Source organism: Rhodopseudomonas sp. WA056 (assembly GCF_010906995.1).
Classification (GTDB): Bacteria; Pseudomonadota; Alphaproteobacteria; order Rhizobiales; family Xanthobacteraceae; genus Rhodopseudomonas; species Rhodopseudomonas palustris_G.
Genome location: NZ_QPFS01000030.1, coordinates 1 through 23234 on the forward strand (window position 1 = coordinate 1; position 23234 = coordinate 23234).

Below are 23234 nucleotides of genomic sequence, written 5' to 3' on the forward strand. Positions count from 1 at the left end.
CCGGAAGGCGAGGAACTCCTTCATACCGGCGTCGTCCTTCCACTGCTCGTCGGAGACGTCCTTCAGATACGCCGCCGAGATGACGCCCTGGGCGTTTTCATAACCCGCCGGCTTGATCACGCTGCCGACCGAGGCCGACACGTTGTTGAGGAAGTGGGTCGGCTTCCAGCCGATCTCCCCCATCTTCTTGATCGCCTGGGCGGCGAATTTCGGCGTGGTGATGTTGATGAAGACGTCCGCGCCGATCGACTTCAGCTTGACGATGTGGCTGTCGATCGTCGGCGTCGAGATCTCGTAGGCTTCCTTGATGACGATCATCGACGCGCCCTTGGCGCCGAGTCCGTCCTCGAGGCCCTTCAGATAGTCCTTGCCGTAGTCGTCGTTCTGATACAGCACCGCGATTTTCGCGTTCGGCATCTCCTTGAGGATGTACTTGGCGTAGATCTGGGTTTCGCTCTGGTAGTTAGGCTGCCAGCCCATCGTCCACGGGAAGTTCTTCGGATCGTTCCATTTGGTCGCGCCGGTGGCGACGAACAGTTGCGGCACCTTCTTGCTGTTCATGTATTTGTGGATCGCCGAATTCGGCGGTGTGCCGAGCGAATTGAAGATCAGCAGAACTTCATCGCTCTCGACCAGTTTGCGGGCCTGCTCCACCGTCTTCGGTGGCGAATAGGCGTCGTCGTAGCTGATGAAGTTGATCTTGCGCCCGTTGATGCCGCCCTTGTCGTTGATCATCTTGAAATAGGCGGCTTCGGTGCGGCCGATCACGCCGTAGGCGGAGGCCGGTCCGCTGTAGGGCATGATGTTGCCGATCTTGATCTCGGTATCGCTCACGCCGGGATCGTATTTCTTCTGCGCGAGCGCGCCGCTCGAGGCTGCGAAGCTGACGAGGAGTGCCGCGGATAGCGCAGCCGCGTGCGAACGGAGTGATGGCATTTCGAACTCCCTTTTCTTGGATGTATGATTGTTGTGTCGATTGCGGGCTCTTGCCGGCCCTTTGTCGACATTCAACACCTTCTCCGCGTCGCCAGCAAGCAGCAGCCGGCGACAGAATAGTCGCAATCGAATTGCTGCAGTGCGAAGTAACTGATTCCGAACTAATCACCCCGGTAGAACTACCGGTGGCGCTGTCGTGTCTGGTCTTGATGCGCTGCAACCGCCCGCGGCGGTTGTGGTGCGGATGCGCGAACTCCGCCCGGCCGATTCGCCGGCCGGGCAAACAAAAGCCCCCGGCAATCGCTTGCCGGGGGGCTGGTTCGGACGGAGGCCGTCCGCGACCGCGCGATCAGTTCGTTGCGGCGTCGGCCGAGATGATGTCGCCGAACAGTTCCCATTTGTCGCCCTTGAAACGCATCATCTGAAGTTGGCTGATCGGAGCGAAATCGGTCGCCGACGTGTTGATCTTGATGCCGGGCAGCAGCGTGTCCGTCTCGAAGTCCTTCAGGCTGGCGGCCTGCTTCATCAGGTTTTCGCGGGTCAGGTTGTCGCCGCACATTTCCAGCACCTTGTGCAGAGTCTGAGCGGCGCCGTAGCCGTACACCAGGTTGCCGTCCGCCTTGTTGGCGCCCGGCATGTATTTGTCGACGAAGGCGTGCCAGTTCTTGAACCTCGGATCGTTGTCCCATTGCGGATCGGTCGGATCCTTGGCGTAGTTGGCCGACAGCACACCCTGGGCGTTGTCGAAGCCGGCCGGCTGCATCACGCTGCCGACCGAGGCGGAGACGTTGGTGAGGATCTGCATCGGCTTCCAGCCGAGTTCGGCGGTCTTGCGGATGGTCTGCGCGCCGAATTTCGGGGTGGTGTAGATCAGCAGCACGTCGGGATTGAGCGACCGCAGCTTGACGATATGGCTGTCGATCGTCGGGGCCGAAATCTCGTAGGCTTCCTCGGCGATGATCATCGACGCGCCCTTGGCGCCGAACCCGTCCTTGGTGCCCTTCAGGTAGTCTTTGCCGAAATCGTCGTTCTGATAGAGAATCGCCACCTTGGCGTCGGGCTTCTCCTTCATGATGTATTTGGCGTAGATCTGCGCTTCGCTCTGGTAGGAGGGCTGCCAGCCGATCGTCCACGGGAAGCCCTTCGGATCGTTCCACTTGGTGGCGCCGGTGGCGACGAATAGTTGCGGTACCTTCTTGGCGTTGAGATATTTTTGAATAGCGGTGTTGGACGGCGTGCCGAGCGGATTGAACACCGCCAGAACTTCATCGCTTTCGACCAGCTTGCGGACCTGCTCGACGGCCTTCGGCGGCGAGTAGGCGTCGTCGTAGCTGATGAAGTTGATCTTGCGGCCGTTGATGCCGCCCTTGTCGTTGACCATCCGGAAGTAGGCTTCCTCGGTCTTGCCGATGGTGCCGTAGGCCGATGCCGGGCCCGAATAGGGGATGATATTGCCGATCTTGATCTCGGTGTCGGACGCCCCGGTGTCGTACTTCTTCTGTGCGAGGGCAGTGCCGGTGAATGCGGCGAAACTGACGGCGACGGCTGCCGAGGCGGCGAGCGCGCGCGAACGGAAGGTGGGCATTAAGAAGGCTCCTTGGGATTTTCGATTCTTCTTGTGGACTTCGAGGTCCGGAGCCGATTGAACACGTTTCTCGCGGGCGCAGCAACCAAAAGGCGGCGGTTGCAGCCGCGCTGCGGCAAGTGGCCCTATCCTGCGGCCCCGACGATGCCGTCGATGTCCGAAGCCTGTGCCGACGCGCCGCTTAGTTGCGTAGTTCGCCGCCAATCACCGGACCGAAAAGTTCCCAATGATCGCCGGAAAACCGCATCATCCGCAGTTGCTCGATCGGATGGAAGTCGTCCGCTGCGGTGTTGACGGTGATGCCGGGGAGCAGCGTGTCGGGCGCGTAGCCTTCGAGGCGGGCGGCCTGCTTCATGATGTTGGCGCGGCTGAGATCGTCGCCGGCGCGGCGCAGCACTTCGACCAGGCATTGCGCTGCGCCGTAGCCGTACACCACCGAGTTGTCGCCGCGGTCGACGTCCGGCGCGTAGGCGTCGAGGAAGGCATGGAACCTTCTCATGCCTGCGTCGTCTCGCCATTGCGGATCGGCGGCGTCCTTGTTGTAGGCGGCCGACACCAGCCCCTGCGACGCGTCGAGCCCGGCGGGGCGGAGCACCGCGGCGATCGAGGCCGACACCAGGGTCTGCACATACAGCGGATGCCAGTCCAGCGTGGCGGCGGCCCGGATACTCTGGGCGGCGAATTTCGGCGTGGTGATCGAGACGAACACGTCGGCACCGGACGCCTTCATCCGGGCAATGTGATTGTCCGCGGACGGTTCTGTGACTTCGTAGCTCTCCTCCAGCGCGATCATCGATGCTGCCCGATCGCCGAGCCCGTCCTTGAGGCCTCTGAGCATGTCGCGGCCGAGGTCGTCGTTTTGGTACAGCACCGCGATCCGGCCCTGCGGGCGGGTCGCGAGAATGTACTTGGCGTAGACCCGCCCCTCGGTCTGGTAGGGTGGCTGCCAGCCCATCGTCCAGGGAAACGCCTTGGGATCGCCGAACCGGGTGGCGCCTGTGGCGGCGAACAATTGCGGCACCTGTTTGGCGTTGAGATATTTCTGGATCGCGGCGTTCGACGGTGTGCCCATCGCGCTGAACACCAGCAGGACCTCGTCGCGCTCGACCAGCTTGCGGACCTGTTCGACCGCCTTGGCCGGGTTGTAGCCGTCGTCATAGGAGATGAATGCGATCTGGCGGCCGTTGATGCCGCCCTGATCGTTGATCATCCTGAAATACGCCTGTTCGATCCGGCCGACGATCGAATAGGCCGAAGCCGGCCCGGAATACGGCATCAGATTGCCAATTCGAATGACGGCGTTGTCGGTGCCGGCGGCGCTACCGCCGGCCAGTGCCGGTGAGGCGAGGGCGAGGGTAGCGGCGGACAAGGCCAGCAACGCGCGTCGGCGCCAGCGGCAGGGCATATTGTGGGACATCGCTCGATCGGGGTCGTGGGCGGCGCGCGGCGTGCGTGCGCCTCGATACTGCCCTGCATACGCCCGCGCCGGCCGGCGTGACACCCTCCGATCGGGCAACAGCCCCGCCGGCGACGCAGAGGCGGGCCGACGCTCGCGGCCGGCGAGAACGGCCAAAGGAGAGGCAAAGAAAAGGCCCCTCGCGATCGGGTCGCGAGGGGCCGGGAGTGGGCGGTGCGGGCGGGTTATGCCCGCCGGCCGAGTTTGTGCACCCAATTCTGCACCGTGTAGGCGATCTGCCGCGAGCCGTGCGGCAGCAGGAAGATGATCAGCACCAGGATCACGCCGAACACCGCGCCCGACAGACCCTTGGAGAACTCCTCGGCGATGTTCGGCACGAACACGATGAACGCCGCGCCGACGATCGAACCGGGCAGCCAGCCGACGCCGCCGACCACCATGCCGAGGAACAGCGCGATTGCGAGCTGGATGGTGTAGCTGTCCGGCGCGACGAACTGCACCGCGATGGCGCCGAGGCCGCCGGCGACGCCGGTGATGCCGGCAGAGATGCCGAACGCCAGGGTCTTGTAGCGCGCCACGTCCACGCCCATCGCCGAAGCGGCGATTTCGTTGTCGCGGATCGCCATCATGGCCCGGCCCGAGCGCGACTTCAGCAGGTTGACCGAGGCGACATAGATCACCATCGAGACCACCAGCACGAAGTAGTACAGCCACATATCCTGCGACATCGGCAGGCCGAACGGCGCGTCGGGCTTGGTGATCACCAGACCCTGCACGCCGCCTGTCCAATGCTCGAAATAGTGCAGCTTCAGGAGCTGCGGCATCGCGGTGGCGAGCGCGAAGGTCGCGAGCGCCAGATAGATGCCGGACAGCCGCAGCGCGGGCAGGCCGAACAGATAGCCGCAGATGAAGCAGATCGCTCCGGAGATCGGCAGCGTCAACGCGTAGTTGACGCCGAAGTTCTCCATCAGGATGGCCGAAGTGTAGGCGCCGACCGCGTAAAACGCGCTCTGGCCCAGCGAGAACTGGCCGGAACCGCCGGTCAGGATGTTGAGTGCCAGGACGGCGATGGCGTAGATCAGCACCATCGTCATCTGGAAGATGATGAAGTTCTTGGCGAACAGCGGGGCGAGACACAGCAACAGCACAACCACGACCGAAGCGGTGGTGCCGAGCGCCATGTACTTCTTCGGCGTGGTCTCGACCGGCTGTGTATCGTTGACGATTTCCTGCAGTGCGCTCATGTTCAGACTCGCTTGACGATGGTGCGGCCGAACAGGCCAGTGGGTTTCACGACGAGAACGGTGACGATCAGTGCAAGCGCGATCGGCAGCTTGAGTTCGTTACCGACACCCGGAATGTAGGTGCCGGCGAGATTCTCGAACACGCCGACCAGGAAGCCGCCGACCACCGCGCCGAACGGGCTGGACAAGCCGCCGAGCACCGCAGCCGCGAAGCCGTAGATCAGAACGCCGCCCATCATGTTGGGCTCCAGGAACACCACCGGAGCGATCAGCATGCCGGCGATCGAACCGATCGCGGCCGCCATGCCCCAGCCGAGCGCGATCATCCACGAAGTGTTGACGCCGACGAGCCGCGCGGATTCCGGCTGTGCCGCAGCCGCCCGCATCGCCAGACCGATCCGGGTGTACTGGAAGAACAGAAACAGCAGGATCAGCAGCACGATCGTCACGCCGATCATCCCGGCCTGGTGGGTCGAGATCAACTGGCTGCCGAGGAACGGCGAGGAGCCGAACGGCGAGGGGAACTGCTTGATGGTGAAGTCCCAGGTCAGGCCTGCGACCGAGTTGATGATCGCGAACAGCGCGATGAAGCCGGCGACGTGCGTCAGCACCGGCGCGTTGCCGAGCGGCTTGAACAGCGCGCGCTCGATCACGATGCCGCCTGCGAACGAGAACGCCAGCGTCAGCACGAACGCGCCCCAATACGGCACGCCCCATTGCATCAACTGCCAGGCGACGAAGGTGGAGAACATCGCCATTTCGCCCTGGGCGAAGTTGAGGTGGTCGATCGCCTGGTAGATCATCACGACGGCGAGCGCCATGCAGGCGTAGATCGCCCCGGTGGCGATGCCAGCCAGGATTTGGTTCAGAAACAGATCCATGGCGGGTCTCCTCAGTAGCCCAGATAAGATTTGCGGACGTCTTCGTTGCTGGCGATCTCCTCCGCACTGCCGGACATCACGATCCGGCCGGTCTCGATCACATACGCCTTGTCGGCGAGTTCGAGCGCGAGCTGGGCGTTCTGTTCGACCACCAGGATGGTGACCTTGTCCTCGCGGTTGATCTTGCCGAGGATCTTGAACAGATCCCGCACGATCAGCGGCGCGAGGCCGAACGAGGGTTCGTCCAGCAGCATCAGCCGCGGCCGCAGCATCAGCGCGCGGGCGACCGCGAGCATCTGCTGCTCGCCGCCGGACAGCGTGCCGGCCTGCTGGGTGTGGCGCTGCTTCAGCACCGGGAAGTGCGCGTACATCCGCTCGATGTCCGAGGCGATCGCCTTGGTGTCCTTGCGGCTGATGGCGCCGAGCTGAAGATTCTCCTCCACCGTCATGGTGGTGAAGGTGCCGCGTCCCTGCGGGACGTGGGCGATCCCGAGCTTGACGATGGACTCCGTCGAGCTCTTGTTGATGGCCTTGCCCTCGAACTCGATCGCGCCGGTCGAGCGCACCATGTTGCAGATCGCCCGCAGCGTGGTGGTCTTGCCGGCACCGTTGGCGCCGAGCAGGGTGGTGAGGCTGCCTTCGTGCAGGTCGAATTCGAGCCCGTGCAGCGCCTGGACCTGGCCGTAATAGGCGCGCAGGTCGCGAACGTTGAGCATCGCGGTCATTGTTCGTCCTTGCTCCCCAGATAGGCTTTGATCACATCCGGGTCGTTCTGCACCTGCGTCGGCGTCCCCTCGGCGAGCTTGCGGCCGAAATTGAGCGCGACCACGTAGTCGGCGGTCGACATCACCATGCCCATGTGGTGCTCGACCAGCAGCACGGTGATGCCGCGATCGTCGCGGATGCGGCGGACCAGGTCGCCGAGGATGTAGACTTCCTCATGATTGAGGCCGCCGGCGGGTTCGTCGAGCAGCAGGATCTTCGGCTCGGCGGCGAGCGCGCGCGCCAGCTCGACGCGCTTCTGGGTGCCGAACGGCAGGCCCGACACGGTGGTGTGGGCGACGCTGCGCAGTTCGAGATAGCCGAGGATGTCGTCGACGCGCTTGTTGAGCACCTTCTCGGAGCTGCGGATCCACGGCATCCGCAGCGAATCCGAAACGATGTCGCTGTTGGTGCGGCAATGCGCGCCGACGCGCACGTTGTCGATCACCGACATGTTGGGAAACAGCGCGACGTTCTGGAAGGTGCGGCCGATGCCGACTTCGGCGATGCGATGCGGCGGGCGGGTGAGAATGCTCTCGCCTTCCAGCAGGATGTCGCCCTTGCTCGGCTGATACAGCCGGGACAGGCAGTTGAACAGCGTGGTCTTGCCGGCGCCGTTCGGGCCGATCAGACCGAGGATCTGTCCCTTGTGCATGTTGAATGAAATGCCGTTCAGGGCGACGATGCCACCGAACACGACGCTGACGTCGCGCACCGCGAGAAGCGGCGACGCGGAAGACGAAACCTGAGCCTGCATCATTTGCAGCGGCCCGGCCGAGGTAGCGACCTGCTACCTGATCCCCTCGACGACACGCGCAACTTTCCCTCCTTTTGTTCTTTTGTTATCGGATTTTCTTGGTTGCGGCGCAGCTACTCCCCCGAGCGCCGCTTCGATTTTCCTTACCATCGCCACGAGGCGAGGTCCAATATCGTTGATCAGTCGCTCTTCCGTGAAACGGAATGCCGGTGCGCCGCAGTTGAACGCGTAGGTCCCGGTGCCGTCGTTCAAAGTCATCGCAACGCCTGCTGCATGGACGTCGTCTTGCCATTCGCCGACCGAAATCGCAAAGCCGCGCTTTTCCACCATTTCTTCCGAGCGCTCGATCCCTTCTTTGATGCGCGGCCACCGGCTGCCGTAGTGCTCGCGCATTTCCCTCATCAGAATCGCGCGTTCTTCATTCGGCAGTGCACACAAATACGCGCGTCCCATCGCCGTGGTGGCGATCGGAATCCGCGAACCGACGTCCAGTTGCACGCCCACGGTGAGGCTCGATCGCGCCTGGCCGACATAGATCATGCTGAGGCGATCACGCGCGCCGACCGCCACGGCACCGCCGGTCTGCTGCATCAATTCGTCGCGGAACGGCTGCGACAGATGTCGTAGCCCGAGATTGGCGACGGCCGCATAGCCGAGCGACATCGCGGCCGGTGCGAGTTGATACTTATCGAACCGGGGCACCTGCGTGAGATAGCCGAGTTTGGTCAGCGTGTAGGTCAGCCGCGAGATCGTCGGCTTGGGCAATTTGGTGCGCGCCGCCAGTTCCTGATTGCCGAGCAATCCGTCGTTAGGGCCGAACGCGCGCAGCACCTCCAGTCCGCGCGCCAGAGCGACGACGAAACTGCGGTCGGTGGCGGTTTTCTTGGCTGGACGTTTCATCCCTGCACGGCTTTTGATTTATGGACGTCGTTGACAATCGACGCTCTTCAAAATAACCCTCGATGTCAAGATGTGGAATTAATTTTCGCAGTGCGAAATCAACCAAGAAACGCAAACCCAAGGAGAACGGCATGAGCGAAGTCGTCACACGCGCAACGCAGGATCAGGTCGCGATCGTCACGGTCGACAGTCCGCCGGTCAATGCGCTCAGTGCGGCTGTTCGCCGCGGCATTCTGGAAAACGTCAACGCCGCCGTTGCCGATCCCGCCGTGCAGGCGATCGTGCTGGTGTGCGCGGGCCGCACCTTCATCGCCGGCGCCGACATCACCGAATTCGGCAAGCCGCCGCAGCCGCCGGCGCTCAACGACGTCATCGCCGCGCTGGAGAATTCGCCGAAGCCGACGATTGCGGCGATCCACGGCACCGCGCTCGGCGGCGGTCTCGAAGTCGCGCTCGGCTGCCATTTCCGCGTCGCCGTGAAGGAGGCCAAGCTCGGTCTTCCCGAGGTCAAGCTCGGCCTGTTGCCTGGTGCCGGCGGCACCCAGCGCCTGCCGCGCGCGGTCGGTCCTGAGCTCGCCGTGCAGATGATCGTCGGCGGCAGCCCGATCGGCGCTGCTGAAGCGCTCAAGCATGGTCTGGTCGAAGAGATCGTCGAGAATCTGGTCGCGGGCGCGGTCGCGTTCGCCAAGAAGGTGGTGGCCGAGAAGCGCCCGACCCGCCGGCTGCGCGACGATGATTCCAAGCTCGCTGCTGCCAAGGCCGATCGCTCGATCTTCACCAATGCGGTTGCGGCGATGACCAAGAAGGCGCGCGGCCTCGAAGCGCCGTTCGCCTGCGCCGACGCGATCGGCGCCGCGATCGATCTGCCGTTCGAAGAGGGGCTGAAGAAGGAGCGCGAGGGCTTCATGAAGCTCGTCGTGTCCGATCAGTCGAAGGCGCAGCGCTACGCGTTCTTCGCCGAGCGTGAAGCCGCCAAGGTCGACGGCGTGCCGGACGGCACCAAGCCGCGCCCGGTGTCGCGCGTGGCGATCATCGGCGCCGGCACGATGGGCGGCGGCATCGCGATGTCGTTCGCCAATGCCGGCATTCCGGTGACGCTGATCGAGACCGGCGAGGAGCAGCTCAAGCGCGGCCTCGGCATCATGCAGAAGAACTGGGAAGCCACCGCAGCACGCGGCGGCCTGCCGCCGGACGCGCCGGCCAAGCGCATGGCGCTGATCACCGGGGTGGTCGGCCTCGAGAACGTCAAGGATGCCGACCTGATCATCGAGGCGGTGTTCGAAACCATGGCGGTGAAGAAGGAAGTGTTCACCGCGATCGACGCCCACGCCAAGCCGGGCGCGGTGCTGGCGTCGAATACCTCGTATCTGTCGATCGACGACATCGCCGCGGTCACCAAGCGTCCGCAGGACGTGCTCGGCATGCACTTCTTCTCGCCGGCCAACGTGATGAAGCTGTGCGAGATCGTGCGCGGCGCCAAGACCGCGCCGGACGCGTTGCTCACCGCGGTGTCGATCGCCAAGAAGATCGCCAAGGTGCCGGTCGTGGTCGGCGTCTGCGACGGCTTCGTCGGCAATCGCATGTTGGCGGCCCGCTCCAAGCAGTCCGAGAAGCTGCTGTTCGAAGGCGCGCTGCCGCAGCAGGTCGATGCCGTCGTCACCAAGTTCGGCATGCCGATGGGCCCGTTTGCGATGGGCGATCTCGCCGGCCTCGACATCGGCTGGCGGTCGCGCAAGGACCGCGGCATCAAGTCGGAGATCGCGGACGCGCTGTGCGAAGCCGGCCGCTTCGGCCAGAAGACCGGCAAGGGCTACTACAAGTACGAAGCCGGTTCGCGCGCCCCGATGCCCGATCCGGAAGTCGAGACGCTGATCAACGACACGCTGGCCAAGCTCGGCCTCAAGCGACGCGACATCACCGACGAGGAGATCCTCGAGCGGATGGTTTACCCGATGATCAACGAGGGCGCCCGCATTCTCGAAGAGAAGATCGCTGCGCGTCCGAGCGACATCGACGTGGTCTGGCTGTACGGCTACGGCTGGCCGATCTATCGCGGCGGCCCGATGCACTACGCCGACTCGGTCGGCCTCAAGCATATCGCCGAGCGGCTGTCGGCTTACGCCAAGGCCACCAACGATCCGTCGCTGGAGCCGGCCCCGCTGCTGAAGAAGCTCGCCGACGAAGGCAAGACCTTCGCGTCGATCGGCCAGCCGTCCAAGGCTGCGGCGTGATCGTTCTCCCTCTCCCGCTTGCGGGAGAGGGCCGGGGTGAGGGCGACACGAGGGATAGGCTGTCGTCGTGGACCCCCCACCCCCTACCCCTCCCCGCAAGGGGGAGGGGAGGTACGCTCGCCTCGCTTCGGAACAATCCTTAGTTCATTCAGCAATGGTTGGTGGCATGTCCAAACCCGGCGAACAGTTCTATCCCCCTGGAATCCGCTGGGACGTGCCGATTCTGCGCGGCACGCTGGTCGATCTGCTGGCGCAGGCGGCGAAGGACTATGGCTCGCGCCCGGCGCTGGAATTCCGCGACCGGCAGATCACCTACACCAAGCTCGAAGCGATGGCCGAGACCGCCGCGTCCGCGCTGCTCGCCGCCGGCTACGACCGCAACTCCTCGGTCGCGCTGTTTCTCGGCAACACGCCGGACCATCCGATCAATTTCTTCGGCGCGCTGAAGGCCGGCGCCCGCGTGGTGCATCTGTCTCCGCTCGACGGCGAGCGGGCGCTGTCGCACAAGCTCACCGATTCCGGCGCACGGGTGCTGATCACCACCAATTCCGCGGCGCTGCTGCCGATGGCGCAGAAGTTCCTGGAGAAGGGGCTGCTCGATCGCCTGATCGTTTGCGCCGATGCGGCGTGGGGCGAGTCCGGCACGCCGCTGGCTCCACTGCCGGACGATCCGCGGGTCACCACCTACGCCGACTTCGTCAAGGACGCCCTGAAGCCGATGGCGTGGCCGACCGTCACGCCCGACGACATCGCGCTGCTGCAATACACCGGCGGCACCACCGGCCTGCCCAAGGGTGCGATGCTGACCCACGGCAATCTCACCGCGGCCGAAGCGATCTTCAGCATCTGGTGGGCGCCGAGCCGGCGCGAGGGCGTGATCGAGCGCGTGATCTGCGTGCTGCCGCTGTTCCACATCTACGCGCTCACCGTGATCCTGTTTCGCTGCCTGCGCCAGGGCGATCTGATCTCGCTGCATCAGCGCTTCGACGTCGCCTCGATCTTCCGCGACATCGAGGAGAAGCGCGCCACCTCGTTCCCCGGCGTGCCGACGATGTGGATCGCGCTCGCCAACGATCCGTCGCTGGAGAAGCGCGATCTGTCGTCGCTCGTCACTGCCGGCTCCGGCGGTGCGCCGCTGCCGGTCGAAGTCGCGCGGCTGTTCCAGCGCAAGACCGGGCTGTCGCTCAAGAGCGGCTGGGGCATGACCGAGACCTGTTCGCCCGGCACCGGCCATCCGCCGGAAGGTCCGGACAAGCCGGGGTCGATCGGGCTGATGCTGCCGGGGATCGAACTCGACGTCGTGGCGCTCGACGACACCTCGAAGGTGCTGAAACCCGGCGAGGTCGGCGAGATCCGGGTGCGCGGGCCGAACGTCACCAAGGGTTATTGGAATCGCCCTGAAGAGGCCGCCCACAGTTTCGTCGGCGACTGGTTTCTCACGGGCGACATCGGTTACATGGACCAGGATGGCTATTTCTTCCTGGTCGATCGCAAGAAGGACATGATCATCTCCGGCGGCTTCAACGTCTATCCGCAGATGATCGAGCAGGCGATCTACGAACACCCGGCGGTGCAGGAGGTGATCGTGATCGGCATACCGGACGATTACCGCGGCGAGGCTGCGAAAGCCTTCGTCAAGCTGCGCGACGGGGCGCAGCCGTTCAGCATCGACGAGCTTCGTGCCTTCCTCACCGGCAAGCTCGGCAAGCATGAGCTGCCGACCGCCGTGGAGTTTCTCGACGAACTGCCGCGCACCACGGTGGGCAAACTGTCCCGCCATGAACTGCGCAGCCAGCAGACCACCACCAAGACACAGACCAAGTAATTCGTAACAGCAACCCCGCAGGAGCCTGCATATGAACGAGGCCGTTATCGTTTCAACCGCGCGCACGCCGATCGGCAAGGCGTATCGCGGCGCTCTCAACGCAACCGAGGGCGCCACGCTGCTCGGCCACGCCATCGAGCACGCGGTGAAGCGCGCCGGCATCGACCCGAAGGAGGTCGAGGATGTGGTGATGGGTGCGGCGCTGCAGCAGGGCGCCACCGGCGGCAACATCGCCCGCAAGGCGCTGCTGCGCGCCGGCCTGCCGGTGACCACCGCCGGTACCACCATCGACCGCCAGTGCGCCTCCGGCCTGCAGGCGATCGCGCTCGCCGCCCGTTCGGTGATCTTCGACGGCGTCGAGATCGCGGTCGGCGGCGGCGGCGAGTCGATCTCGCTGGTGCAGAACGACAAGATGAACAGCTTCCACGCCGTCGATCCGGCGCTCGAAGCGATGAAGGGTGACGTCTACATGGCGATGCTCGACACCGCCGAAACCGTGGCGAAGCGTTACGGCATCTCGCGCGAGCGCCAGGACGAGTATTCGCTGGAAAGCCAGCGCCGCACCGCGGCGGCGCAGCAGGGCGGCAAGTTCAACGACGAAATCGCGCCGATCTCGACCAAGATGGGCGTGGTCGACAAGGCCACCGGAGCGGTGTCGTTCAAGGACATCACCCTGTCCCAGGACGAAGGTCCGCGGCCGGATACCTCCGCCGAAGGCCTCGCCGGCCTGAAGGCCGTGCGCGGCGAAGGCTTCACCATCACGGCCGGCAACGCCAGCCAGCTCTCCGACGGCGCCTCGGCCACGGTGATCATGAGCGACAAGACCGCGGCTGCGAAGGGCCTCAAGCCGCTCGGCATCTTCCGCGGCATGGTCTCCTACGGCTGCGAGCCGGACGAGATGGGCATCGGCCCGGTCTTCGCGGTGCCGCGCCTGCTGAAACGTCACGGGCTCAGCGTCGACGACATCGGCCTGTGGGAGCTGAACGAAGCCTTCGCAGTGCAGGTGTTGTATTGCCGCGACAAGCTCGGCATCGATCCGGAGAAGCTGAACGTCAACGGTGGCGCGATCTCGGTCGGCCATCCCTACGGCATGTCGGGCGCGCGCCTCGCCGGCCACGCGCTGATTGAAGGCCGCCGCCGCAAGGTGAAGTATGCAGTGGTCACGATGTGCGTCGGCGGCGGCATGGGCTCCGCCGGCCTGTTCGAGATCGTGCAGTAAGCCTCACGGGATTCATTCCGGGGCGGGAGCGCAGCTCGCGAACCCGGAATCCCGATGTTGCTGCGGCACCACTCAACAGCTCGAGATTCCGGGTTCGCGCTTCGCGCGCCCCGGAATGACGAATGATAGTTTCGTAGACGAATTCGACCCAAGGAGGATCCGATGGATCTGAATTTCAGCAAGGAAGAGATCGCGTTCCGCGACGAGGTGCGGCAGTTCTTCAAGGACAACGTGCCGGCCAAGACGCGGCAGAAACTGATCGAAGGCCGCCACAACACCAAGGAAGAAATGGTTGAGTGGTACCGCATCCTCAACAAGAAGGGCTGGGCGGTGACGCACTGGCCGAAGGAATACGGCGGCACCGGCTGGAGCAGCGTGCAGCACTACATCTTCAATGAGGAGCTGCAGGCCGCGCCCGCGCCGCAGCCGCTCGCCTTCGGCGTCTCGATGGTCGGCCCAGTGATCTACACCTTCGGCAGCGAGGAGCAGAAGAAGCGCTTCCTGCCGCGGATCGCCAATGTCGACGACTGGTGGTGCCAGGGCTTCTCCGAGCCGGGCTCGGGCTCCGACCTCGCGTCGCTCAAGACCAAGGCCGAGAAGAAGGGCGACAAGTGGATTATCAACGGCCAGAAGACCTGGACCACGCTGGCGCAGCACGCCGACTGGATCTTCTGCCTGTGCCGCACCGATCCGGCCGCCAAGAAGCAGGAAGGCATCTCCTTCATCCTGGTCGACATGAAGACCAAGGGCATCACCGTCCGTCCGATCCAGACCATCGACGGCAGCCACGAAGTCAACGAAGTGTTCTTCGACGACGTCGAGGTGCCGCTGGAGAATCTGGTCGGCCAGGAGAACAAGGGCTGGGACTACGCCAAGTTCCTGCTAGGCAACGAGCGCACCGGCATCGCCCGCGTCGGCATGTCGAAGGAGCGAATCCGCCGCATCAAGCAGCTCGCCGCCCAGGTTGAGTCCGGCGGCAAGCCGGTGATCGAGGATCCCAAGTTCCGCGACCGGCTCTCCGCGGTGGAGATCGAGCTGAAGGCGCTCGAGCTCACCCAGCTCCGCGTCGTCGCCGATGAAGGCAAGCACGGCAAGGGCAAGCCGAACCCGGCTTCGTCGGTGCTGAAGATCAAGGGCTCCGAGATCCAGCAGGCGACAACCGAGCTGCTGATGGAAGTGATCGGCCCATTCGCCGCGCCCTACGACGTCCACGGCGACGACGACTCGAACGAGACGATGGATTGGACCGCCCAGATCGCCCCCGGCTACTTCAACAACCGCAAGGTCTCGATCTACGGCGGCTCCAACGAGATCCTCTCCCCGCAAGCGGGGAGAGGGAGCGAGGCAACCGGATTTCTTAAGGAAGCATCACGATGGATTTTGATTTGTCGGAGGAGCAGCGCCTCCTCAAGGAAAGCGTCGAAGGACTGCTGAAGGGCTCTTACGATTTCGACAGCCGCAAGAAGTACGCCAAGGAGACCGGCGGCTGGAGCCGCGCGGTGTGGGGCAAGTTCGCCGAGCAGGGCCTACTCGGCCTGCCGTTCTCGGAAGAAGATGGCGGCTTCGGCGCCGGCGCGGTCGAGACCATGATCGTCATGGAAGCGCTCGGCCACGCGCTGGTGCTCGAACCCTATCTGCCGACCGTGGTGATCGGCGGCGGCTTCCTGCGTCGTGCCGGCTCGGCCGCGCAGAAGGCGGCGCATCTGCCCGGCATCATCGACGGCAGCAAGACCTTCGCGTTCGCCCAACTCGAAAAGAACTCGCGCTGGGATCTCGGCGACGTCTCCACCACCGCCAAGAAGAATGGCGACGGCTGGGTGATCGATGGCGAAAAGTTCGTGGTGCTGAACGGCGAAGCCGCCGACACGCTGATCGTCACCGCCCGCACCAAGGGCGGCCAGCGTGACCGCGCCGGCGTCGGCGTGTTCCTGGTGCCGGCCGACGCCAAGGGCATCACCCGCAAGGGTTATCCGACCCAGGACGGGCTTCACGCCGCCGACATCACCTTTACCGGCGTCCAGGTCGGCGCCGATGCGGCGATCGGCGATCCGGAGAACGCGCTGGAGCTGGTCGAGGCGGTGGTCGACGACGCCCGCACTGCGCTGTGCGCCGAAGCGGTCGGCCTGATGGATGAATCGCTCACCACCACGGTCGAGTACATCAAGACCCGCAAACAGTTCGGCGTGCCGATCGGCAGCTTCCAGGTGCTGCAGCATCGCGCTGCCGACATGTTCGTTGCCACCGAGCAGGCCCGCTCGATGGCGATGTTCGCCACCATGGCGGCCGAGTTCGAGGACGCCAAGGAACGCGCCGGCGCGATCGCGGCCGCGAAGGTTCAGATCGGCAAGTCCGGCAAGTTCGTCGGCCAGCAGTCGATCCAGCTCCATGGCGGCATCGGCATGACCATGGAAGCCAAGATCGGCCACTACTTCAAGCGGCTGACCATGATCGAGCAGACCTTCGGCGATACCGATTACAACCTCGCCCGCGTCAGCGCGGGTGGTGGGCTGATCTGATCTCTGCACAAGTCATTCCGGGACGCTCACGACAGTGAGCGAACCCGGAATCTCTCACCTCCGTCATTCCGGGTTCGCGAGCTTCCGCTCGCGCCCCGGAATGACGACAACAAAATACTCAGGGAGCCTCGCCATGACCGTCAATCCGTTCGATCTGTCCGGCAAGGTCGCCGTCATCACCGGATCGTCGCGCGGCATCGGGCGGGCGTCTGCGGAGCTGCTCGCCAAGCTCGGCGCCAAGGTGGTCGTATCCAGCCGCAAGGCCGATGCATGTGAAGAGGTCGCCGAGGGCATCCGCAAGGACGGCGGCGACGCGCACGTCATCGCCTGCAACATCTCGCGGAAAGCGGAAGTCGACGGGCTGATCGACGGCGCGACCGCCAAATACGGCAAGGTCGACATCCTGGTCTGCAACGCCGCGGTGAACCCGTATTACGGCCCGCTGCTCGATATCGCCGACGAGGCGTTCGACAAGATCATGGCGTCGAACGTCAAGAGCAATATCTGGCTGTGCGCCCGCGCGATTCCGCAGATGGCCGAGCGCGGCAACGGCTCGGTGGTGATCATCTCGTCGATCGGCGGCCTGCGCGGCTCCACGGTGATCGGCGCCTACGGCATCTCCAAGGCGGCCGATTTCGCGCTGTGCCGCAGCCTCGCCGGCGAATGGGGTCCGAAGGGCGTCCGCGTCAACGCGATCGCGCCGGGCCTGGTCAAGACCGACTTCGCCCGTGCGCTGTGGGAGGACGAGGCCAATCTGAAGCGCCGCACCGCCGGCACCCCGCTGCGCCGGATCGGCGAACCGCACGAAATCGCCGGAGCCGTCGCCTATCTGGGCTCGGACGCTTCGACCTTCATGACCGGCCAGACCATCGTGATCGACGGCGGGGTCACGACCGCGTCGGTGTAGGCCGTTCCATCGTCATTCCGGGGCGCTCACGAAGTGAGCGAACCCGGAATCTCTCTTCGTTGGAAACAACCTCGGGATTCCGGGTTCGCGCTGCCCGCGCCCCGGAATGACCGGTGAGGGGCAGGGTACTTAGTACACATCCTGCTGATAGCGTCCCTGCTTCTTGAGTTCGGACACGAACGCCGTCGCCTCCGCCGCTGAACGGGCGCCGTGCTGGGCGACGATGTCGACCAGTGCGCGTTCGACGTCCTTGGCCATGCGCTTGGCGTCGCCGCAGACGTAGAGGCTGGCGCCTTCGGTGAGCCAGTTCCACAGGTCGCGGCCGACTTCGCGCATCCGGTCCTGGACGTAGATCTTCTCGCCGCTGTCGCGCGACCAAGCCAGCGTCAGCCGCGTCAGCAGGCCGGCATTCTTCATCGCCTTCAGTTCGTCCTCGTAGAAGAAGTCCGACGCGGAGCGCTGATGGCCGAAGAACAGCCAGTTCTTGCCCGGCGCCTCGATCGCCTGGCGCTCGTGCAGGAATGCACGGAACGGCGCGACGCCGGTGCCGGGGCCGATCATGATGATCGGCCGGCTGGAATCGGGCGGCAGCGCGAAATTATGCGCTTTCTGTATGTAGGCACGGAGCGTGTCGCCCGGCAGCACCCGTTCGGCAAGGCCGGTGGAGCAGACGCCGAGCCGCTGCCGCTTGCCGATTTTGTAGCGCACGCAATCGACCGTCAGCGACAGCCGGCCGGGCGTGGTCTTCGGCGACGACGAAATCGAGTACAACCGCGGCTGCAGCGGATCGAGCGCTTCGATGAAGGCTTCGGGATCGGGGCGGAGGCCGGGGAATTTCTCCAGCGCGGCGAGCACGTCGAGCGTTGCGGCGTCGCCGTCGGGATCTTCGCCGCTGGCGAGCGCGCGCGCCTTCTTCCGCTTGTCGCCGCCGGTGATGTAGCTGATCAACTGAAACAGCGTGTCGGGCGCGGGCGACAGCGACACGCTGTCGAGCAGCGTCTGCCGCAGCGTCGATTGCGCAATCGGAAACTCCGCCGGCGCACCGAGCGCGTGCAGCACGGCGTCGACCAGCGCCGGATCGTTGGTCGGAAACAGCCCGACAGAATCACCGGCCTCGTAGCTCAGGCAATCCTCCAGTTCGAACTCGACGTGCCAGGTTTCCTTCTCCGAGCCCGGCTCGTTGAGCCGGCGCCGTGACAGCACTGTCGCAGTTGCCGGATTGTCTCGCGAGGTGCCGCGCGGCGGCAGCGCCGCAACTGGGGCGGCATCGGCGGCGAGGGACGGGGCGTTGTCCAGCGTCGGCGCCGCGCCGATCTGTTCGGCCAGCGCCTTCACCATCCGCGCGGTGTCCTTGCCGCCGGGGGCGCACAGGTTCAGCCGCGTCTCCTTGCCGTCGAAGATCGCGCCCGAGTAGTTGCGGCAGTCGTAGCCGCATTGGCCGCAATCCTGCTGCGCCATTGCGGCCATCAGCTTCCAGCGTAGCGGCTTGTCCTCCGCAAGCTGCATCCGTTCGCCAATCGGCAGGCTCTGATCGTGCCACGGCGCGCCGCCGTCGTCGTCTTCGGCCGCTGGCGCCGGGCCGCCGGCGAGCAATGCTGCGGCCTGATCGGGCGACAGCGCGGTGACGCCTTGCCCATCGAGCGACACCAGGCCGGCGAAGAAGCCGTTGAGCCAGGCGCGTTGCTCCTCGGAGAACGGCGCGGTCTCCGGCACCAGGAGCGGGATCGGCGGCGGCAGGTTCTGGCTCATGCCACGGTCTCCGGTGATGGTTCGGCTGCGAACAGTTGCTGTAGCGCCGCCGCATCGTGGCGGCGGGCGAAGGCGAGGAAGGTTTCGGATGGCGAGGTGCGCTGCGCGAGGTACGTCTGCAGCATCCGCTCGATCACGCGTGGTGCATCGTCCTGCTTGACGTCGCGCAGCACCTCGGTGCCGATCGCCGCGTCTGGGCCAAAGCCGCCGCCGACATGGATATGAAAGCCTTCGACGCTCTCGTCATCGGAGATCGGCACCTTGGCGCCGATCAGGCCGATATCGCTGATGAAATGCTGCGCGCAGGAGTTATGACAGCCGGTGAGGTGAATGTTGATCGGGGTGTCGAGCGCGACGCGCGGCTCGCAATGCTGCGCGATTGCTTCCGCGGTTTCCTTGGTATGCGCGGCCGCGAAGCGGCAGCCGCTGGCGCCGGTGCAGGCGACGAGGCCGGCGCGGAGCGGCGAGGCGCTGATCGCGAGGCCCAGCGCCTCGATCGCCGCGGTGGCGTCCGCCACGCGTGCATCCGCTACGCCGGAGATCAACAGGTTCTGCCACACTGTCAGCCGCAGATCGCCGTCGCCAAAATTGCGCGCGACCTCGGCGAGCCCGCGCATCTGTGCCGAGGTGAGATGGCCGGTCGCGAGCCGGACGCCGATCCAGTTCAGCCCTTTCTGCTGTTGCGGATGCACGCCGAGATGCGCCGCGCGATCCTGCGCCGGGCGCGGTGCCGCAGCTTCGGCCGGCACGCGGATCAGCGTGCGGCCGAGTGTCTCCTCGACCAGCTCCAAGTACTTGTCGAAGCCGAACGCATCGAGCACGTATTTCAGCCGCGCCTTGTTGCGGTCGGTGCGGTCGCCGTGCTCGATGAACACCCGCACAATCGCATCCGCGACCTCGGTCGCCTCGTCCGGCGCGACGATGACGCCGGTGTCGCGGGCGAAGTCCTTGTGGCCGGTGATGCCGCCGAGCGCGAGGCGAAACCACACGCCGGGCGCGACGCCGTGACCGTCCGCGATCTGCACCGCCTGGAATGCGATGTCGTTGGTGTCCTCCAGCGTCGGGATCAGTCCGCCGCCGTCGAACGCGACGTTGAACTTGCGCGGCAGCCCGAACAGCGCGCGTTCGTTGAGAATGTGGAAGTGCCAGTCGCGGGCGTAGGGCCGCGTATCGATCAGTTCTTGCGGATCGATGCCGGCGGTCGCCGAGCCGGTGACGTTGCGGATGTTGTCGGCACCGGAGCCGCGCGCCCACAGCCCGAGGCTTTCGATGCCCTGCAGCAGCTTTACGGCATTCTTCGGCGCGATCTCGCGCATCTGCAAATTGGCGCGCGTCGTGACATGCGCGTAGCCGCCCGCGAGCGTGTCGGCCAGATCGGCAAGCCCGGCCATCTGCCACGATGTCAGGATGCCATTGGGAATACGCAGGCGGCACATATAGGAGGTCTGCGCCGGTGCGACGTAAAACAGCCCGTAGTAGCGCCAGCGGAAATTGTCCGCCGGCTTCGGCGCGGCGTTGTCCTTCGCCTGCTGCCTCAGCCGGGCGTAGGCATCGAATGGGTGCTGCTCGCGCTTCCACTTCTCCGGATCGTTGAGCTTCTTGCCCGACGCGGTGACACGGTCTTGCGCCTGGAGGTGAATCGCGTCCGGGCCGCTCGGCGGTGCGGCTCCGCCGGCCGGCAGGCTGCCGCGCGCGGCGCGCGCTGCGGTGACACCGGTGGCGAAGCCTTCGAGATAGCGCTTCTGATCGATCGAGAATTCGCTGCCCATCGCCGCCTCACGCGGTCCGCACGGGGAGGGGCAGGGCGCGGATCAGCTCGGCGTGGTGTCGCCGTAAGCTGCCGCCAGCATGGTCTCGGACAGCATCGCATAGGCGTCGCGCCAGGCAGCCGCCAGCTCCGGCGTCCAGTCGGCGCCGAGCTCGCGCTCCAGCGTCCACAGCAGTGCTGCGCCGAACGGCGTGTAGTGCGCAGCGCTGACGCCGTAGGCGACGTGCAGCCGTGCCAGCCGCCCCGTGGCCGGCAGGATGGTGTCGAGGGCGGTCAGGCCGGTCACCACCACGTTCAGCGTGCTCATCAGCTTCTTGCCCTGCCGGCGCATGTCGCCGTGAAACAGCGCCCGCAGCTCCGGCGCGGTCGCGAACAGCCGCTCGTAGAACAGCGTCGCGGTCTCGTCCGAGATCGGCGTCAGCCGCGCGAAGCTCTGTTGCACCAATGCGATCGCTTGCGGCGTCATCACGATCCTTGCTTGCGATGTGGTTTCGCCGACATCCGTACACGAAGCGCTGCATCGACCAATCCCCTTTGCACGGGGCGCCTCGAACCGACGAAAAAAAGCCGCTGCCTGGTTGCTCGCGGAGCGAGGCCAGGACAGCGGCGTTGCTGTCGGAGTTTCGATGACGCCAGGACGCCCCACCGGCATCCCGCAACGATAGCTCAGCGAATTTCGTGCCAATTGCTGGCAGGAGAGGGATTTGGCCGGGTTGTCAGGTGCTTAGCGGCTCGCGTGGGGATGCGGGAGTCTGCTCGAAGCCGCCGTCCTGCGCTGCCCGGCTGAGCAGCGTGGCGATGAAATGTGCAGCGCAGCAGCTCTCAGGCAGGGCGGTGGTTCGGATAAGCGGCGCCGATCATCCGCGCCGAGATCACCGCATAGACCTTGCGCCACGATTGCTCGACGTCGTCGTCCCAGAACCCGGCGAGCTGTCGGCCGAGACTCCACAACAGTGCTTCGCCGACCGGCGCGTAGTGATCGGGGCGGACGCCATAGCGGACGTGATCGACCGCGAGTTTGCCGGCGACCGCGTACAGCCCGGTGAGATTGTCGAGGCTGCCGACCAGCACCGCCAGTGTCTGGATGAACTTGTCCTTCATCCGGGTCATGTCGCTACGGAACAGCGTCCGGCTGTCCGGCGCGATCTCGAACAGCCGGGCGTAGAACTGATCGGCCATCTCGGTCGAGCGCGGCCACATCAGATCGAACGAGGTCCGCACCCGGTGGATGTCGGCAGGACTGAAGGTCGCGAGCGGGCTCATGACTTGGTCTCGTGCGGGACTTAGCGCCGGATCGTCATCCGCGCCAAATAGCCGGCGATGTCGTCCGGATCGAACGGCGCGCCGGTGCACTCGCCGATGCCGTCGGCGGGCGCCTTCGGCGATGCAGGAGCCGTGCCGACCGCTGCGTCATACAGGTCCGGCCGGAACACCGCCTTGGCGGCGGCGAGCAGATCGGCCGACAGCGGCGCCTGTCCCCAGCGCACCATCTGGGCGTAGTTCCAGGCACCCTGCACCGGATCGGGCCGCGCCGCGGCCTCGCGCCCGACCAGCAGATAGCGGTCGGTCGCGCAGATCGTGCCGTCCGCCGCGACCTTGAGTCGCCCGTCCAGCGTGCGGCGGATCAGCTCCGGCGTCACCTCGATCCGGCCCGGCGCGGTGAGCAGGCCGCAGACCTCGTCGCGGTTGGCGACGTCCTCGATGTAGTCGGCGGCGCGGGCATGGGCGCGGATCAAGGCTTGCAGCACCTCGGGGTGTTGCGCGGCCCAGTTCGCCCGCACCGTCAGCATCTTCTCGGCGGCGCGCTGGAACAGCTCGCTGGTGAAATGCAGGATGGTGCCGATGCCGAGATCGATCGCCACCGAATTCCATGGCGCGCCGACGCAGAAGCCGTCGAGATGCTTGCTGGCCAGACTCTCGACCATGAACGGCGGCGGCAGCACCACCAGCCGCACATCCTCGTCCGGATCGACGCCGCCGGTGCCCATCCAGAACCGCAGATCGTAGTTGTGGCTGGAGAACGGGAAGGTCATGCCGAAGGTCAGCGGCTCCTGGCCCTTGGCGCGGCGCTCGGCGACGACCCGCGCCAGAGCCTTCGCCGACACCACCGGATCGGCAACGTCGCCGTCGGCCATCGCGACGATTGCGGCGTGCAGGTCCGGCGACACCGTGATGGCGTTGCCGTTGACGCCGAGGCCGAAGCCGGAAATCACCGGCACCTTGACGTGGCCGATGCCGAGGCTGGAGGCGACCGCCAACGGGGCGAGCAGATGCGCGGCGTCGAACATCCCGATATTGAACTTGTCGCGAACGTTGGCCCAGGAGATTTCGCGGACCAGCTCGACGTCGAGCCCTTCGGCGGCGCAGAAGCCTTTGTCGGCGGCGATGATCAGCGCAGCAGCGTCGACCAGCGGGATGAATCCGATGCGCAGCCGCTCGCTCATTTCAGGCGCTCCAGCTTTCCACTCGTCATGCCCGGCCTTGTGCCGGGCATCCACGCCTTGCTGACGGCAACGCGAGAAAGGCGTGGATGGCCG

At 65.4% G+C, this 23234-nt stretch carries 18 protein-coding genes and 1 pseudogene; 6 read left to right on the plus strand and 13 right to left on the minus strand.

Annotated features, from left to right (window positions below; genetic code table 11):
- From DU475_RS08500 to DU475_RS08535, 8 genes are all read right to left on the minus strand, one after another.
- Positions 1–936: ABC transporter substrate-binding protein (locus DU475_RS08500; RefSeq protein ID WP_164631710.1), on the minus strand; the 936-nt coding region annotated here is incomplete at its 3' end.
- A 349-nt stretch (positions 937–1285) separates the two neighbouring features.
- Complete coding sequence (locus DU475_RS08505) at positions 1286–2521, minus strand: ABC transporter substrate-binding protein (protein WP_013501393.1); 1236 nt, start codon at positions 2519–2521, stop codon at positions 1286–1288.
- A 181-nt stretch (positions 2522–2702) separates the two neighbouring features.
- Complete coding sequence (locus DU475_RS08510; RefSeq protein ID WP_164631738.1) at positions 2703–3926, minus strand: ABC transporter substrate-binding protein; 1224 nt, start codon at positions 3924–3926, stop codon at positions 2703–2705.
- Between the two features lie 236 nt (positions 3927–4162).
- Positions 4163–5182: a branched-chain amino acid ABC transporter permease gene (locus DU475_RS08515; protein WP_142883198.1), complete on the minus strand. Its 1020-nt coding sequence runs from the start codon at positions 5180–5182 to the stop codon at positions 4163–4165.
- Positions 5183–5184: 2 nt separating this feature from the next.
- A complete protein-coding gene (locus DU475_RS08520) occupies positions 5185–6063 on the minus strand; it encodes a branched-chain amino acid ABC transporter permease (RefSeq protein ID WP_013501396.1) in 879 nt (292 codons plus the stop codon).
- 11 nt (positions 6064–6074) lie between these two features.
- Positions 6075–6788: an ABC transporter ATP-binding protein gene (locus DU475_RS08525; protein ID WP_013501397.1), complete on the minus strand. Its 714-nt coding sequence runs from the start codon at positions 6786–6788 to the stop codon at positions 6075–6077.
- Positions 6785–7585: an ABC transporter ATP-binding protein gene (locus DU475_RS08530; RefSeq protein ID WP_013501398.1), complete on the minus strand. Its 801-nt coding sequence runs from the start codon at positions 7583–7585 to the stop codon at positions 6785–6787. Before DU475_RS08530 ends, DU475_RS08525 begins: the two co-directional genes overlap by 4 nt.
- Before the next feature lie 30 nt (positions 7586–7615).
- Positions 7616–8482, minus strand: a complete 867-nt coding sequence (locus DU475_RS08535; protein ID WP_164631712.1) for an IclR family transcriptional regulator — start codon at positions 8480–8482, stop codon at positions 7616–7618.
- Between the two features lie 131 nt (positions 8483–8613).
- On the opposite strand from DU475_RS08535, the gene DU475_RS08540 reads away from it, so the two are divergent.
- From DU475_RS08540 to DU475_RS08565, 6 genes and pseudogenes are all read left to right on the plus strand, one after another.
- A complete protein-coding gene (locus DU475_RS08540) occupies positions 8614–10713 on the plus strand; it encodes a 3-hydroxyacyl-CoA dehydrogenase NAD-binding domain-containing protein (RefSeq protein ID WP_164631713.1) in 2100 nt (699 codons plus the stop codon).
- 166 nt (positions 10714–10879) lie between these two features.
- Positions 10880–12538 (plus strand): dicarboxylate--CoA ligase PimA, encoded by a 1659-nt coding sequence (pimA, locus tag DU475_RS08545; protein ID WP_013501401.1) that lies wholly within the window; start codon positions 10880–10882, stop codon positions 12536–12538.
- Positions 12539–12569: 31 nt separating this feature from the next.
- Positions 12570–13757, plus strand: coding sequence for an acetyl-CoA C-acyltransferase (locus DU475_RS08550; RefSeq protein ID WP_164631715.1), 1188 nt, complete (start codon positions 12570–12572; stop codon positions 13755–13757).
- A 162-nt stretch (positions 13758–13919) separates the two neighbouring features.
- Positions 13920–15071: pseudogene (gene pimC / locus DU475_RS08555) on the plus strand (pimeloyl-CoA dehydrogenase large subunit); the annotation flags it as partial.
- A 59-nt stretch (positions 15072–15130) separates the two neighbouring features.
- On the plus strand, positions 15131–16273 hold the full coding sequence (gene pimD / locus DU475_RS08560; RefSeq protein ID WP_164631718.1) for a pimeloyl-CoA dehydrogenase small subunit: 1143 nt from the start codon (positions 15131–15133) through the stop codon (positions 16271–16273).
- 133 nt (positions 16274–16406) lie between these two features.
- Positions 16407–17180, plus strand: coding sequence for an SDR family NAD(P)-dependent oxidoreductase (locus tag DU475_RS08565; protein ID WP_013501405.1), 774 nt, complete (start codon positions 16407–16409; stop codon positions 17178–17180).
- 129 nt (positions 17181–17309) lie between these two features.
- Here DU475_RS08565 and DU475_RS08570 read toward each other — a convergent pair whose 3' ends face one another.
- The 5 genes from DU475_RS08570 to DU475_RS08590 form a co-directional block, all read right to left on the minus strand.
- Positions 17310–18929, minus strand: a complete 1620-nt coding sequence (locus DU475_RS08570; protein WP_164631720.1) for a sulfite reductase subunit alpha — start codon at positions 18927–18929, stop codon at positions 17310–17312.
- Entirely contained in the window at positions 18926–20698 is a 1773-nt protein-coding gene (locus DU475_RS08575) for a NirA family protein (protein WP_164631721.1), read from the minus strand. The genes DU475_RS08570 and DU475_RS08575 overlap by 4 nt, the downstream gene beginning before the upstream one ends.
- Before the next feature lie 42 nt (positions 20699–20740).
- The gene (locus DU475_RS08580; RefSeq protein WP_164631723.1) at positions 20741–21163 is read right to left on the minus strand and encodes a globin family protein; all 423 of its coding nucleotides are present in this window, start codon (positions 21161–21163) and stop codon (positions 20741–20743) included.
- Between the two features lie 356 nt (positions 21164–21519).
- Positions 21520–21960, minus strand: coding sequence for a globin domain-containing protein (locus tag DU475_RS08585; RefSeq protein ID WP_013501409.1), 441 nt, complete (start codon positions 21958–21960; stop codon positions 21520–21522).
- 20 nt (positions 21961–21980) lie between these two features.
- Positions 21981–23141 carry a CmpA/NrtA family ABC transporter substrate-binding protein gene (locus DU475_RS08590; RefSeq protein ID WP_164631725.1) on the minus strand — a complete coding sequence of 387 codons (1161 nt, stop codon included), beginning with the start codon at positions 23139–23141 and terminating at the stop codon, positions 21981–21983.
- Positions 23142–23234 lie beyond the last annotated feature (93 nt).

Excerpts from the sequence above, each read along its gene's own strand:
- DU475_RS08505 (WP_013501393.1), bottom strand. The coding sequence starts at position 2,521 with ATGCCCACCTTCCGTTCGCGCGCGCTCGCCGCCTCGGCAGCCGTCGCC.
- DU475_RS08510 (WP_164631738.1), bottom strand. The coding sequence starts at position 3,926 with ATGCCCTGCCGCTGGCGCCGACGCGCGTTGCTGGCCTTGTCCGCCGCT.
- DU475_RS08515 (WP_142883198.1), bottom strand. The coding sequence starts at position 5,182 with ATGAGCGCACTGCAGGAAATCGTCAACGATACACAGCCGGTCGAGACC.
- DU475_RS08520 (WP_013501396.1), bottom strand. The coding sequence starts at position 6,063 with ATGGATCTGTTTCTGAACCAAATCCTGGCTGGCATCGCCACCGGGGCG.
- DU475_RS08525 (WP_013501397.1), bottom strand. The coding sequence starts at position 6,788 with ATGACCGCGATGCTCAACGTTCGCGACCTGCGCGCCTATTACGGCCAG.
- DU475_RS08530 (WP_013501398.1), bottom strand. The coding sequence starts at position 7,585 with ATGATGCAGGCTCAGGTTTCGTCTTCCGCGTCGCCGCTTCTCGCGGTG.
- DU475_RS08535 (WP_164631712.1), bottom strand. The coding sequence starts at position 8,482 with ATGAAACGTCCAGCCAAGAAAACCGCCACCGACCGCAGTTTCGTCGTC.
- DU475_RS08540 (WP_164631713.1), top strand. The coding sequence starts at position 8,614 with ATGAGCGAAGTCGTCACACGCGCAACGCAGGATCAGGTCGCGATCGTC.
- pimA (WP_013501401.1), top strand. The coding sequence starts at position 10,880 with ATGTCCAAACCCGGCGAACAGTTCTATCCCCCTGGAATCCGCTGGGAC.
- DU475_RS08550 (WP_164631715.1), top strand. The coding sequence starts at position 12,570 with ATGAACGAGGCCGTTATCGTTTCAACCGCGCGCACGCCGATCGGCAAG.
- pimD (WP_164631718.1), top strand. The coding sequence starts at position 15,131 with ATGGATTTTGATTTGTCGGAGGAGCAGCGCCTCCTCAAGGAAAGCGTC.
- DU475_RS08565 (WP_013501405.1), top strand. The coding sequence starts at position 16,407 with ATGACCGTCAATCCGTTCGATCTGTCCGGCAAGGTCGCCGTCATCACC.
- DU475_RS08570 (WP_164631720.1), bottom strand. The coding sequence starts at position 18,929 with ATGAGCCAGAACCTGCCGCCGCCGATCCCGCTCCTGGTGCCGGAGACC.
- DU475_RS08575 (WP_164631721.1), bottom strand. The coding sequence starts at position 20,698 with ATGGGCAGCGAATTCTCGATCGATCAGAAGCGCTATCTCGAAGGCTTC.
- DU475_RS08580 (WP_164631723.1), bottom strand. The coding sequence starts at position 21,163 with ATGACGCCGCAAGCGATCGCATTGGTGCAACAGAGCTTCGCGCGGCTG.
- DU475_RS08585 (WP_013501409.1), bottom strand. The coding sequence starts at position 21,960 with ATGAGCCCGCTCGCGACCTTCAGTCCTGCCGACATCCACCGGGTGCGG.
- DU475_RS08590 (WP_164631725.1), bottom strand. The coding sequence starts at position 23,141 with ATGAGCGAGCGGCTGCGCATCGGATTCATCCCGCTGGTCGACGCTGCT.